General features: G+C 72.8%; 13 protein-coding genes. 4 read left to right on the forward strand and 9 right to left on the reverse strand.

The features are described from left to right. Positions 1-110 precede the first annotated feature (110 nt). From WFH25_RS03370 to WFH25_RS03385, 4 genes are all read right to left on the reverse strand, one after another. Positions 111-1,376, reverse strand: a complete 1,266-nt coding sequence (locus WFH25_RS03370) for an MFS transporter (RefSeq protein WP_309887243.1) — start codon at positions 1,374-1,376, stop codon at positions 111-113. After that, the gene (locus tag WFH25_RS03375) at positions 1,373-2,035 is read right to left on the reverse strand and encodes an HAD hydrolase-like protein (RefSeq protein WP_070417382.1); all 663 of its coding nucleotides are present in this window, start codon (positions 2,033-2,035) and stop codon (positions 1,373-1,375) included. The genes WFH25_RS03370 and WFH25_RS03375 overlap by 4 nt, the downstream gene beginning before the upstream one ends. Positions 2,036-2,126: 91 nt before the next feature. Further along, positions 2,127-2,822, reverse strand: a complete 696-nt coding sequence (nucS, locus tag WFH25_RS03380; RefSeq protein ID WP_336696814.1) for an endonuclease NucS — start codon at positions 2,820-2,822, stop codon at positions 2,127-2,129. 9 nt (positions 2,823-2,831) lie between these two features. After that, complete coding sequence (locus WFH25_RS03385; protein ID WP_336696815.1) at positions 2,832-4,157, reverse strand: MFS transporter; 1,326 nt, start codon at positions 4,155-4,157, stop codon at positions 2,832-2,834. A 92-nt stretch (positions 4,158-4,249) separates the two neighbouring features. Here WFH25_RS03385 and WFH25_RS03390 point away from each other — a divergent pair, with 92 nt between their 5' ends. The 3 genes from WFH25_RS03390 to WFH25_RS03400 all read left to right on the forward strand — a co-directional run bounded on the left by WFH25_RS03390 (position 4,250) and on the right by WFH25_RS03400 (position 5,912). Then, positions 4,250-5,452, forward strand: a complete 1,203-nt coding sequence (locus tag WFH25_RS03390) for a LacI family DNA-binding transcriptional regulator (RefSeq protein WP_336696816.1) — start codon at positions 4,250-4,252, stop codon at positions 5,450-5,452. Between the two features lie 66 nt (positions 5,453-5,518). Next, positions 5,519-5,698: a hypothetical protein gene (locus WFH25_RS03395; RefSeq protein WP_156794799.1), complete on the forward strand. Its 180-nt coding sequence runs from the start codon at positions 5,519-5,521 to the stop codon at positions 5,696-5,698. Continuing rightward, positions 5,691-5,912 (forward strand): hypothetical protein, encoded by a 222-nt coding sequence (locus tag WFH25_RS03400; protein ID WP_336696817.1) that lies wholly within the window; start codon positions 5,691-5,693, stop codon positions 5,910-5,912. The genes WFH25_RS03395 and WFH25_RS03400 overlap by 8 nt, the downstream gene beginning before the upstream one ends. Here WFH25_RS03400 and WFH25_RS03405 read toward each other — a convergent pair. Then, the gene (locus WFH25_RS03405) at positions 5,909-6,463 is read right to left on the reverse strand and encodes a hypothetical protein (protein ID WP_336696818.1); all 555 of its coding nucleotides are present in this window, start codon (positions 6,461-6,463) and stop codon (positions 5,909-5,911) included. The two genes, WFH25_RS03400 and WFH25_RS03405, sit on opposite strands and share 4 nt — an antisense overlap. A 179-nt stretch (positions 6,464-6,642) precedes the next feature. Here WFH25_RS03405 and WFH25_RS03410 point away from each other — a divergent pair, with 179 nt between their 5' ends. Then, positions 6,643-8,088: a family 20 glycosylhydrolase gene (locus WFH25_RS03410; RefSeq protein ID WP_336696819.1), complete on the forward strand. Its 1,446-nt coding sequence runs from the start codon at positions 6,643-6,645 to the stop codon at positions 8,086-8,088. 55 nt (positions 8,089-8,143) lie between these two features. Here the strand turns inward: WFH25_RS03410 and WFH25_RS03415 are convergent, their stop codons facing one another. From WFH25_RS03415 to WFH25_RS03430, 4 genes are all read right to left on the reverse strand, one after another. After that, positions 8,144-8,785, reverse strand: coding sequence for a GNAT family N-acetyltransferase (locus WFH25_RS03415; protein WP_336696820.1), 642 nt, complete (start codon positions 8,783-8,785; stop codon positions 8,144-8,146). Between the two features lie 30 nt (positions 8,786-8,815). Next, positions 8,816-10,051 carry a lipopolysaccharide biosynthesis protein gene (locus WFH25_RS03420; RefSeq protein WP_336696821.1) on the reverse strand — a complete coding sequence of 412 codons (1,236 nt, stop codon included), beginning with the start codon at positions 10,049-10,051 and terminating at the stop codon, positions 8,816-8,818. Beyond that, a complete protein-coding gene (locus tag WFH25_RS03425; RefSeq protein WP_229084595.1) occupies positions 10,048-11,358 on the reverse strand; it encodes an MATE family efflux transporter in 1,311 nt (436 codons plus the stop codon). Before WFH25_RS03425 ends, WFH25_RS03420 begins: the two co-directional genes overlap by 4 nt. A 144-nt stretch (positions 11,359-11,502) precedes the next feature. Further along, positions 11,503-12,840, reverse strand: a complete 1,338-nt coding sequence (locus WFH25_RS03430; protein WP_336696822.1) for a uracil-xanthine permease family protein — start codon at positions 12,838-12,840, stop codon at positions 11,503-11,505. Between the last annotated feature and the right edge of the window lie 25 nt (positions 12,841-12,865).

The raw sequence follows: 12,865 nt of genomic DNA on the forward strand, positions 1-12,865 counted from the left end.
GGACCGGGACGGTGCCGCCAGCTCGCCCCGAAGTCACGCGCGGCGCTGAGACGACGTGCGGGTGCGACCGGGCGGCACCAGCGGATCCCCGGTCGAGCCGGAACCTTGTCTCAGGCCACCCGTCGGGCCGCGAACGTCCCCACGATCCCGAGCGTCAGCACGGCGACGAGCACGACGAGCAACGGTGCCGTCCAGTCGCCGGTGATCCCGTGCAACGAACCGGCGACGAGCGGCCCCGCGGAACCGAGCAGGTACCCGCCACCCTGCACGAACGCGGACATCCGCCGCGCGTCGGCGTCGCTCGACACGATCCGGACGATCACGATGAAGATCACCGTGATGCCGCCGCCCTGTGCCGCGCCGCCGAGGACGGACCAGAGCAGCCAGAGCTGCGGCGCGAACAGCAGCCCGAGCGGCATCGCGAGCCAGAGGAACGCGACGAGGGCGATGATCGCGCGCGGACGCCACTTCGCCGCGAGCACCGGGACACCGAGCGCCCCGACGACCGCGAGGATCTGGAACACCGACGAGCTCGCCCCGGACGACGCCTTCGAGAAGCCGATCTCGTCGTGCAGCAGCGTCGGGATCCACGCGGTGAGGGCGTAGTACGAGAACGCCTGGCCGCCGAACGCGAGGGTCAGCCCCCAGGTGATGAGCCGACGAGCGGGGCGCACCTGCGCGGACCCCGCACCGCCGTCGACCGTCCGGATCGCACCCGTGCCCAGGACCTGGTCGATCGGCCCCGTCTCGACGACGGGCTCGGACGCCGTCGGACGGCGCCACGCGGCCCGGGCGCCGACCGCGTAGGTCCAGGCGAGACCGGCCACCACGGCGAACACCGCCCAGACCGCGATCGCGACCGGCCAGCCCCAGCTCGCAGCGATCGGCGCGGTGCCGAGCGAGGTGATCATCGACCCGACGTTGAGCGCGGACGTGTACACACCGGTGACCAGGCCGACCCGCTCGGGCGAGGTGTCCCGCCGGATCACGACGGGGATCACCACGTTGCCGATCGTGATGCCGATGCCGATCACGGCGGTGCCGACGAGCAGCGCCGCGGACGACGGCATCGAGCGGACGACGGTGCCGACGAGCACGATGACGAGGGAGAGCGACACCGCGCGCTCGGGGTCGGCCTTCGCGATGACCCAGCTGGCGAACGGCGTCGCGAGCGCGAAGCAGAGGACCGGGATCGTCGTCAGCAGCCCGGCGACCGTCGCGGTCAGGCCGAGGTCCACACGGACGTCGCCGATGACCGGGGCAGTCGCGACGATCGGCCCGCGGAAGTTCAGCGCGATGAGGACGATGGCGGCCGGCAGCAGCCAGGCGGCACCGCGCAGTCCCGCCGCCGCCCGGCCGCCCGCCCCGGTCGTCACGAGGACGGCAGCAGGATCGGGAGCAGGTCGAGCGGGGTCGCGGCTTGCGCGATGGTGCCCTCGGCCTCGGCGGGGGAGCCGTAGCCCCACTCGGCGAAGATCGTCGGGACACCGTGCACGGCCGCCCCCTGGACGTCGTGCAGGCGGTCCCCGATCAGCACCGGACGGCTCGTGTCGAACCCGCGGGCGTCGAGGCGGCGGAGCGCTTCCTCGACCACGTCGGCCTTCGACGAGCGGACCTCGTCGTCGCTGGCGCCCGTGATGATGTCGATGTCACCGGTGAGGCCGTAGTGCTCGAGGATGTACGTCGCCGGCGTCTCGGGCTTGCTCGTCGCGGTCGAGATCGGCAGCCCGGCATCGTGCAGGGTGCGCAGGACGACGTCGATCCCGGGGAACATCGCCGAGTCGAGGGCGCCGTGCGAGAAGTAGTGCTCGCGGTAGACGGACAGCGTGTGCTCGGCCTGTTCGGCGTCCATGCCCATCGCCGTCGTGAAGGTGTCCATGATCGGCGGGCCCACGAACGACAGCAGCGTCGCGTGGTCCGGCACGGGGACCCCGACCTTCCGGAACGTGTGGGTGAGGCTCTCGAGGATGCCCGGCGCGGAATCGCTGATGGTGCCGTCGAGGTCGAAGAGGATGGCGGAGAACGGGCTGGTCATGTCCCACTCAGCCTAGCCGGGGCCCTGGCGGCGACCGCCCGGCGGGCGCGACGGCACCGGCGGACGCGAGCCGCGCCTCCAGTCCGACCGCTCAGAAGAGGCGGGTGTGGCCGCCCTCGATGCCGCGCATCGCGTCGTAGTCGAGCACGAGGACGCGGATCCCGCGGTCCTCGGCGAGGGTCCGTGCCTGCGGCGCCACCGTCTGCGCGGCGAGCACACCCTGCACCGGCCGCAGCAGCGGATCGCGGTTCATGAGCTCGAGGTACCGGGTGAGCTGCTCGACCGCGTCGATGTTGGCGTTCCGCTTCATCTCGACGGCGACGCTCGCCCCGGCATCGTCGCGGGCGAGGATGTCCACCGGGCCGATCGCGGTCATGTACTCGCGGCGGACCAGCGTGTGGCCGTCGCCGAGCAGCTCGATCTGCTCCGCGAGGAGCTGCTGCAGGTGCGCCTCGACGCCGTCCTTCACGAGGCCCGGATCGACGCCGAGGTCGTGGGACTCGTCGGAGACGACCTCGTACAGGGAGACGATGAGCTTGTCCTGCGTCTTCTTCTGTGTGACCGTCCACACCTGCGTGATGCCGGCGCTCGACTGCTCCTCGTCCGGCTCGGTGATCTCGATCGAGCACGGCGGGCTCATCCAGTTGAGCGGCTTGTAGCTGCCGCCGTCGGAGTGGACGAGCAGCGAACCGTCGGCCTTCAGCATGAGCAGACGGGTCGCGAGCGGCAGGTGGGCTGAGAGCCGGCCCGCGTAGTCGACGGAGCAGCGGGCGATGACGAGACGCACCCGGAGAGCCTAACCGGCGTCGCGACCGCCCGTGGTGCTGTCGGCGCTCGTGGCCGCGTCGGCGCGCTGGGCCTGGAGGCGCGGCTCGCCCCCGCCGTCCACGTCGCCGCCCCGGCGGGTCGGCCGGGCGGCGGCGCCGCGCTCACGGGCGGCACCCGACGCGAGTCCCGCCGCGATGATGAACACGAAGACCACCAGGAGCGCACCGAGCAGCCCCACGTGCTCGCCGAGGAACCCGATGAGCGGCGGTCCCGCGAGGAACGCCACGTACCCGATCGTCGCCACGGCGCTGACCCGAGCGGCGGCGGTCCGGGGGTCGTCGGCCGCGGCGGACATGCCCATCGGGAAGCCGAGGCTCGCCCCGAGACCCCAGAGCACGACGCCGACGATCGCGAGCGGCACGTTGTCGATGAAGATGAGCATGCCGAGGCCGACGACCGCGACGGCGGCGCTGATGCGGAGGATCGGCACCCGCCCGAACCGGTCGATGAGCGGACTGCCGGCCACCCGGCCGACGGTCATGGCGGCGAGGAACACCGTGAGGACGGCGGCGCCCGCGGCGTTGTCGAGGCCGTGCCCGTCGATCATGGCCAGCGGCAGCCAGTCGTTCGCCGAGCCCTCGGCCAGGGCCATGCCGAGCACGATCACGCCGATGAGCAGGGTCGACGGCTGGGCCCAGACCTGCCAGCGGCTGACCGGCGTCGGTACCGGGCTGGTGTCGGTGGCGACGTGCTCCTCGAAGCGGTGCTCGTCCTGGAAGCGCGTGACGGCGACGAGCATCGCGGCACTCGTGACGACGACGAGGACGATGAAGTGCCACGCGACCGGGACCTCGAGCGCCTCGGCGAGGGCTCCGAGGCCGGCACCGGCGAGCGTGCCGAGGCTGAACGCGGCGTGGAACAGCGGCATGATCGTGCGGCCGCCCGCCTTCTCCGCCGCGGCGCCGGACACGTTCATCGACACGTCGCACAGGCCGTTGCCGAACCCGAACGCGATGAGCGCGATCCAGATGGCGGCGAAGCCCCACCCGAGGCTCACCGCCAGTCCGGCGAAGACCATCCCGAGGGCCAGGCACGCTGCGGCCACCTGGACGCCGCGGCGAGCCCCGAGCTTCGCGACGATGTGCCCGGCGAAGGTCAGGCCGCCGATCGAGCCGACCGCCATGCCGAGCACGAGCAGGCCCATCTCGAAGGTGCTCGCTCCGAGGGAGTCGCGGACGCTCGGGATCCGGCCGAGCCAGGTCGCGATGTCGAGGCCGGACAGGGTGAACACGACGAACACCGCGGTGATCCAGGCCCGTGTCGAGGGTGTGGTGCGGGCGGACGTCGTCGTCATGGTGGTCCCATCGTGCTTCGCTGCTGTCTGCCGTGCGTGTCGCGGCTCGGTCGAATCGATTCGACCGCTGTTTCCGGCTACGCTAACGGGCGATGGACGAACCGGCAACAGGACCCGGCGCGTCGCGGACGGAGCACCACCGCGAGGACGCCGCCGATGCCCCGCGCGCCGGTGCGGTCCCGGCCGGTCCCGTCCCGGTCCGCCCCCGCCGTCCCACCCTCACCGCCGTGGCCCGCGCTGCCGGCGTCGCGCCCTCGACGGCCTCGCTCGCGTTCAGCGGCAGCGGCCCGGTCTCCGAGGACGCCAAGGCCCGCGTGCTGGCCGCCGCCGCCGAGCTCGGGTACGGCGGCCCGGACCCGCGTGCCCGTTCGCTGCGCCGCGGTCGCTCCGGCGTCATCGGCGTCGTCATGGACGAGCGGCTGAGCGATGCCTTCCGCGACCCGGTGAACGTCCTGACGCTCGACGGCATCGCCGAGGTGGCCGGTGCCGCCGGTGCCTCGCTGCTGCTCGTCCGCAGCCCCCTCGACGACGAACAGGGCGCCGTCCCCCTCGTCGACGCCCCCATGGACGCCGTCGTCCTCGTCGGCTGCAACGTGCGGATCGACCCCGCGGTCGCCGTGCTCCGGCGCCGGCAGATCCCCGTCGTCGCGATCGAGGCGGACGACATCGAGGGTGCGGTGCCGATCCAGCTCGACAACCGCGAGGCCTCCCGCCGCGCGGCCGCCTTCCTGCGCGACCTCGGGCACGAGGCGGTCACCGTCGTGTCGCTGCCGCTCGACGGTGCGCACCGCCGCGGGCCGATCGACGCCGAGCGCGAGGCCGCCGGCATCGCCTTCACGTCCCTCGAACGCCTGCGCGGGGTCCGTGGGGTCTACCCCGACTCGGTCGCGATCGAGGCTGCAGGCAGCTCGGTCGAGGAAGGCCGGATCGCCGGCACCGCGCTCTTCGCCCCCGACGGGCCCCGGCCGACCGCGGTCATCGCGCAGAGCGACGTCCTCGCCGTCGGGGTGATCTCGGCCGCGCTCGACGCCGGACTCCGTGTGCCCGAGGACGTCAGCGTCGTCGGGTTCGACGGCATCACCGTGGACGACAGCCTGTTCCACCGCACCCGCATCCGGCAGCTGACCACGCTCGTGCAGCCGTTCGTGCAGAAGGGGCAGGCGGCGGCCCGTGCTGCCCTGGCGATGCTCGAAGGGGCCGAGCCCCAGCCGGCGGCGTTCCGCTCGGAGCTCCGCATCGGTGACACGACGGGGCCGCCGCGGGCGGAGGGGCCGGCGGACGGGAGCCGGCACTGAGGTGTCCCGCGGGCTACGCTGCACACGAGGCTCGACCGAGAGCCTCGTGACCGATGGGGGCGCTGCGTGTTCTTGACCTTCCTGGTCCCGGTCGTGCTCGTGCTGGTCGTCGTGATGATCGTGCTCGCAGCGCGGGGATCGATGCAGAAGAGCCCGCTCCAGGAGCAACAGGACGCCGAGGCGCGAGCACGACGCGCTGCCAAGCGTGCAGCCCGCGAAGCAGACCGCGAAGCCGACCGTGACTGACGGCCGGAGACTCGTGACGGCTGGGGTCGTCGTCCTCGGGATCGGCTTCGTCGCGACGGCCGCCGGGTCGGTCTGGGTGATCCTCAGTCCGATCGGCGGGGGCGTGAACTTCGGTGCCGCGGCGGTGTACCTCGGCGGGATGCTGTGCGGCGTCGTTGGCCTCGTCCTGGGCATCGCCGGACTGGTCGCACTCCGGCGGGGACGAGCGCGCTAGCGTCGCGCCTCGGTCGTCGGCTGTGCTGCAGTCGGTCGGAGGTCGTGCCGCCGACGTTCGCGTCTGCGGTGGGCCGCGACGACGAGCAGCGTCGACACGGCCGTCACGGCTGCCACACCGATCACCTGAGCGGTCACGGGCCACGGGAACAGGTACGGCACGAGCAGTTGGGCGAGACCCGACGTCCCCGCCACGAGCAGCGTCAGGATCAGCACGGCGGCCACGTCGCCCGTGACGCTCGGACGGCGCCGACCCAGCCACCGGTCGGGCAGGCCCGCGAGTGCGCCCGCGGCGAGTCCGAACACGAACACCGCCGCCGCTCCGCCGATCATCGCCGGCGTCATGATGAGGATGAACGGCAACGCGGCGGGGGAACGCTCGACGACGGCACCCACCACCACGCTCGCGGTCGGCACGACCACGACGGCCGCCGCTCCCGCCCACGCCGTCGTCATCGGGAGGACGGCGAGCAGGGTCCGGCGTGTGCCCGTCGCCTCGGTCTCAGTCGTGGTCGTGGTCGTGGGACCGGGGGCCTCGGCGGGGGAAGACACCCGATCACCCTAGGGTGCGACCCGTCGTGCCGGGCCAGCCTCGTCGCAGGGGACGGCGTCCAGTACGATCGTGCGATCCTGCTCGGACCGTCCGCGCCGGAGCGGTTCGAGGGTGGGGTGCTGTGGGGCTCGGGAGACGCGATCCGGATGCGAGGACGACGGCAGCCTCGGGGTCGCGCGTGAAGCGCAGCATCGCCGTCGGCCTGGTGATCGCGATGTCGGCGGCGGTCGTGATCGGAGCGGACGCGATCGGCGGATCGGCGGGTACTGCTGATGCGTCCGGAGCTCCGCGGCTGGTGGTCACCAAGGTCACCGCGAGCAGCACCACCACGTCGACACGCACCACGGTGCGCACGACGCTGACGGTCAAGAACACCTCGGTGGCGCGCAAGCCGGCGGCCGACGCGTGGCTCTCCCTGACGGCCGGGAGCAAGCGGTACACGCTCGGACACGTCTCGGTGCAGTCCCTCGCTGCCGGTGCGAGCGCGACGATCCACGCGACGCACACCGCGCCTCCTCGTGCGCCGGCCGGGAAGTACGCGGTCCTCGCGTGCACGGGAGCGTTCTCCCTGTCGAAGTGCGGCACCTCGGCCACGAGCGTCACCACTGCCCGCGCGACCCGGGCACGTCCCGACACCGGCGTGATGCTCGACGTGGCTCGTGCCTACTACCCGGTGGCGCTGATCGAGCAGTACATCGCGCTCCTCGCTGATCACGGTGGTCGCTTCCTGCACCTCCACCTCACCGACGACCAGAACGTGGGCATCGAGAGCGAGGTCCTCGGCCAGACCCTCGCGAACGCCGATCTCCGGGACGGCGTCTACACGAGTCGGATCACCGGTCGGCCGTTCCTCAGCGCGGCGCAAGCACGGGAGATCTCCCGGTACGCCGCGCAACGAGGCATCGCGATCGTTCCCGAGATCGACACCCCCGGCCACATGGCTGCGGCGTTCGACCTCCTCGAGGCCGGACACGGCAAGCAGTGGGTGGACCGGATCCGGTCGGGCGAGAGCGAACTCGACACGTCGGCGCCCGGGAGCTCCGCGTTGGCCGCACGACTCCTGCAGGAGGTCACGCGGACCTTCCCGTCGAGCCGCACCGTCCACATCGGCGGCGACGAGTGGGGCGGCGACGTCACCGCCGACGAACGCGTCCAGTGGTTGAACACGATGGCCGCGGCCGTCGGCAACCGTGCGGTGTGGGCGTGGAACGACGGGATCGACCGGGCTGCGCTCGGGCGACTGGATCCGCGTATCCACGTCACCTACTGGAGCTTCGACGGCGACACCGAGGACGCGACGGAACGCCGCGAGCGCCGCGAGCGACGGGCGGGTGCGAACGACCTGTACGCCGCGGGGATCGACCTGCTGAACTACGACTCGTACTACCTGTACGAGGTGCCGACGGACCTCGATGCGGCCGACAGCGAGTACACCGTCGCCGATCTCCGCGAGCACTGGTCGCTCCGGGCCTGGGACGGGGACTCGGGCGCACGTCTGGCGGGTCCGATGTCGGGGGCGGCCGTCGCGATCTGGGGCGAGGACCTCGAAGCACCGCCCTCCGACGCGCTCCTGCGCTGGAGCGCCCCACACGTGCTCGCGATGATCGAGACCGCCGGCTCGTAGGTCCGTGGGTGGACCTCCGGCTCACCGGCCGTGCCTCCGTCGTCCGAGCGGACGGCTACCGCAGCAGTTCCATCGCGGCTTCGGTCCCCGTAGTCCGCAGCGTCCAGTGCGGGCGGACGAAGTCGTCCCGGTTCAGCCGGACCCGGACCTCGTCCACGACTTCGTCGTCGCGGGTCTGCGCACGAGTCACACCGTTCATCAGGTAGCCGAGCTTCTCCGAGACCTGCAGCGACGGGTGGTTCCACGCCGCCGCGCTCGACTCCGCCCATTCGGCACCGAGATGGTCGAACGCGAACAGCAGGAGCGCCGCCCGCATCTCCGTGCCGAATCCGAGGCCCTGATGAGGCCGCGCGAGCCAAGAGCCGCTCTCGACGGTCTTCCGTGCCGCGAAGCGTCGGCCGTGGAGTTCCTGCACGCCGATGGGTGTGCCGTCGTGGAGCACCGTGAAGCTCACGCCCCATGCGGTGCTGGTCACCCCCGACCGGAGCTTCCAGTGGTACTGCGCGAGTGAACGAGCCAGGGCGTCCGGTTCGGCGTCCGTCCACGGGACACCGAACGGCATGCGAGCGGGATCGTGCACGCCGGACAGGGCTGCGTCGACGAGGCCCGGGAGGTCGTCATCGCGCAGCGGCCGGAGCTCCAGCCGCGGAGTGGTGAGCCGCAATCCGAACAGCGGCCAGATTCGCTCGAGGTCCATCGTCCCACGGTACGAGTCGCCGACGGCAGGTTACGGGCTCCATCGACGCACCCCGAGCCCCACCACCGCCACGAGGTTCACCGCGCTCCCCACGAGGAACCCCGTCGTCCCCCCGGCCACCCCCGCGACCGGCCCGAGCACCGCCATGAGCACCGCCCCGACGACGAACCCGGCCACCGACGCCAGCGCCACCTGCCGCGACCGCCCCGCCGCCAGCAACAGCGCCGCCGGCACGAGCCCGACGGTGAACACCCACACCCCGACCATCAGGTACCGCAGGTCCGCCACGGCCGCAGCGCCCTCGGCCGGGTAGACGATCGGCAGGAACCACCCGGCGAGCAGCGCCACGAGGCCGAACACCACGGCGGTGCCGGCAGCGAAGCCGACCACCAACAGGACGGCCCCGCGGGACCGCAGCGACCCGCCGTCCGTCCGATGCGCGAACGCCGGCACGAGCACCTGTCCCAGCGCCTGCCCGAGCATCGACGCGGGGGTCGCCAGGGTGAACGCGGCCGCATAGACGCCGGCGTCGTGGGCGGAGACGGTGACCTGTGCCGAGATCATCGTCAGCTGGAGCAACCCGTTCGAGGTCACCACCGCGAGCACGTTCCACCCCGCGAACCCGAGCACCCCGCCGACGGGTTCGCGAGCAGCAGGCCCGAACCCGTTCCCCCGCGGCCAGCAGGCGACGGCGAAGACGGTGTACCCGATCGCGAGCGGCAGCAGCACGAACGGCTCGAGCCGGGCGACGCAGGCGAGCACGAGCAGCCCGAGCGCGAGCACACTCGTCACGCCGTCCCACAGCGCGACCTTCGGAGCACGGCCGTAGCCGAGCTGCGCTCCGCGGGCGTAGCAGTACAGCCCGTACCCGACGACGACCGCGACACCACCGAGCACCGTGCCCGGGCCGTTGCCCCACGCGAGGGCGATCGGCACGGTGACGGCGGCGAGCACCAGGGTCGAGACGAGCATGGACAGCCCGAGCAGCCGGTTCACCGCGGCGTCGGAGCGTCGTCCGCGCAGCGCGATCGCCAGGTACCGCGAGGCCGTGTTGCCCGCGGCGTTCGGCCAGAGCAGGGCGACGAAGACCGAGAGCGACAGGAGCGCGGTGGTCTGCCCGAGGGTCTCGGTACCGAACACCCGACCGACGACGACGGTCACGAGCAGCTTCGCGACGCCCTGCACCCCGATGCCGACGGTGGCGAGCGCGGCCGACGACGCGACGGACGAGGCCGCGGCCGGAGCGGGAGCCGGACGCACGCTCACCGCGCCAACGCCTGTTCGACCCACCCGCGCCGGTGCGCCCGCACCCCGAGCGTCACCGCCCGCACCCCGATGTACCCGAGCGCGAACGCGGCCCACAGTCCCGCGAGGGTCCCTCCCGCCCACCAGAGCAGGGGCAGGTACACGACGAGGTTCACCCCGCCCGCGATCGCCAGGTACCGCGCGTCCCCGGCGCCGATCAGCACCCCGTCGAGCACGAACACGTACCCCGCGACCGGCATCCCCACGGCGATGAGCACGAGGACGACGGGCAGCGCGCCACGCACGGCGGACGAGTCGGAGAACACCGGCCCGAGCACCCCGCTCACGGCGAGGGTCAGCACCCCGAGCAGCACACCGCCGGCGATCCCGAGCAGGACGAGCCGCCGCGTCACCAGCCGCACCCGCGCCGGGTCCCGAGCCCCGAGCCCGTGTCCGACGAGTGCCTGCCCGGCGATCGCCAGGGCGTCGAGCGCGAACGCCAGGGTGGAGAACACGGTCAACCCGACCTGGGTGGTCGCGAGCCCGGTCGTCCCGAGCCCCGCGGCGGCGCCGACCGTCGCGAGCATCGCCACGCGCAGCGAGGCCGTCCGCAGGAACAGCCAGGCACCGGACCGCAGCGCCCGCGCGACGCCCGAGGCGCCCGGGCGCAGTGGAGCCCCCGACGCACGCGCCGCGCGGACCGCGATCCGGACGTACACGATCGCCATCGCCCACTGCACGATGACGGTGCCGGCGGCCGACCCCTCGACGCCCCAGCCCGCGCCGTAGATGAGGACGGCGTTGAGCAGCCCGTTCGCGACGAACCCGACGGTGGCGACGACGAGCGGCGTCCTCGTGTCCTGCAGTCCACGGAGCAGCCCGGTCGAGGCGGTGACGACGAGGATCCCGGGCAGCCCGACGAGCGACACCGTCAGGTAGGCGGTCGCCGCCGCCGACACGTCGGCCGACGCACCGAACAGGTCGACCAGCGGTCCGGCGAGCGGCCAGCCCACGAGCGCGAGGACCACGCCCAGCACGAGCGCGAGCCACATCCCGTCGATGCCGGCGTGCACGGCCCCGCGTCGGTCGCCGCCGCCGAGCGCGCGGGCCACGGCCGGGGTCGTCGAGTACGCGAGGAACACGAGCAGCCCCGTGACGGTCTGCAGGACGGCGCCGGCGAGGCCGACGGCAGCGAGGGCCGTCGCACCGAGGTGCCCGACGAGCGCGGTGTCGGTCAGCAGGAACAGCGGCTCGACGACGAGCGCACCGAGCGCCGGCACCGCGAGGCGGACGATGTCGCGGTCGACCGCGCGCCGCTCGGTGGTCACTGCGGGTCGCGTCGGTCCGGGCACCGACCCATTCTGGCGGCGATGCGGACCACGCGTGGTGCGCGCACGCCCGGACCGGTGACGGGTCGGACGGGAGGCGCGGGTCGGCGCCGACCCGCGCCTCCCGTCCGGCGGGTGCCCGCGTCAGTCAGCGCGCGGTTCGGCGGGGACCCCGCCGGTGGCGGCGTGGGCCCCTTCCGGCACCTCGGGCGTCGCCTCGTCGGTCCCGCGGGCACGGCCCACGAGGTCCATCACGTGGTAGACCACGATCGCCGCGACCGTGCCGAGGATGATCCCGCCGAAGCTCGCCTGACCGAACGAGAACGTGAAGTCGGCGATGCCGATGATGAGCGCGATGCCCGCGGTCAGCTGGTTCTTCGGCTTCGCGAAGTCGACGCGGTTCTCGACCCAGATCCGGATGCCGATGACGCCGATGAGCCCGTAGAGCGCGGTGGTCGCTCCGCCGAGGACCCCCGGCGGGACGGACGAGATGACGGCGCCCACCTTGGGGGAGAGGCCGAGCAGGACGGCCACGATCGCGGCCACCCAGTACGCCGCGGTCGAGAAGACCCGGGTGGCGGCCATCACGCCGATGTTCTCGCCGTAGGTGGTCGTCGCCGAGCCACCGCCGACGCCCGCGAGGACGGTGGAGATGCCGTCGGCGAAGAGTGCTCGCCCGGTGAGCGGGGTGAGGTCACGACCGGTGAGCTGTCCGACGCCCTTCACGTGGCCGACGTTCTCGGCGATGAGCGCGAGGACGACCGGCACGAACGCCAGGTAGATCGCGAGCTGCGACGGGTCGAACGCCGGCGCGGTGAACTCGGGCAGACCGATCCAGGCGGCCTTGCCGACGGCGTCGAACGAGACCTCGCCGGCGATCAGTGCCGCCAGGTACCCGACGACCACGCCGATGACGATCGACAGGCGCCCGATGAGCCCCTTGAAGAGCACGGTCACGAGGATGATCGCGGCGAGGGTGATCACCGCGACGACCGGGGCCTTCGTGAAGTTGTCGCGGGCGGCCGGGGCGAGGTTGAAGCCGATGAGGGCCACGATCGCGCCGGAGACCACGGGCGGCATGAGGCGGTCGATCCACCCGGCGCCGGCCAGGTGCACCACGGCGCCGACGGCCGCGAGGAGCACCCCGACGACGATGATCCCCGACAGGGCCAGCGGGATGCCGCCGATCTTCGTCGCGGCGGCGATCGGGGCGATGAACGCGAAGGACGAGCCGAGGTAGCTCGGCAGCCGGTTGCCGGTGATGAGCAGGAACAGGATCGTGCCGATGCCGCTGAAGAGCAGCGTCGTCGCCGGCGGGAAGCCGGTGAGCAGCGGCACGAGGAAGGTCGCGCCGAACATCGCCACGACGTGCTGCACGCCGAGGCCGATCGTCCGGCCCCAGGTGAGGCGCTCGTCCGGCGCGACGATCGTCGTCGCGGAGACGGTCGCGCCGTCCCCGTGCAGCTTCCACGGAAGTCCCATGGGGTCGACGCTAGCGGCAGTCCAC

Source organism: Curtobacterium sp. USHLN213 (assembly GCF_037144815.1).
GTDB lineage: Bacteria > Actinomycetota > Actinomycetes > Actinomycetales > Microbacteriaceae > Curtobacterium.

Coding starts and splice junctions, on each gene's coding strand:
- WFH25_RS03375 (WP_070417382.1), bottom strand. CDS start 2,035: ATGACCAGCCCGTTCTCCGCCATCCTCTTCGACCTCGACGGCACCATC.
- WFH25_RS03385 (WP_336696815.1), bottom strand. CDS start 4,157: ATGACGACGACGTCCGCCCGCACCACACCCTCGACACGGGCCTGGATC.
- WFH25_RS03390 (WP_336696816.1), top strand. CDS start 4,250: ATGGACGAACCGGCAACAGGACCCGGCGCGTCGCGGACGGAGCACCAC.
- WFH25_RS03415 (WP_336696820.1), bottom strand. CDS start 8,785: ATGGACCTCGAGCGAATCTGGCCGCTGTTCGGATTGCGGCTCACCACT.
- WFH25_RS03430 (WP_336696822.1), bottom strand. CDS start 12,840: ATGGGACTTCCGTGGAAGCTGCACGGGGACGGCGCGACCGTCTCCGCG.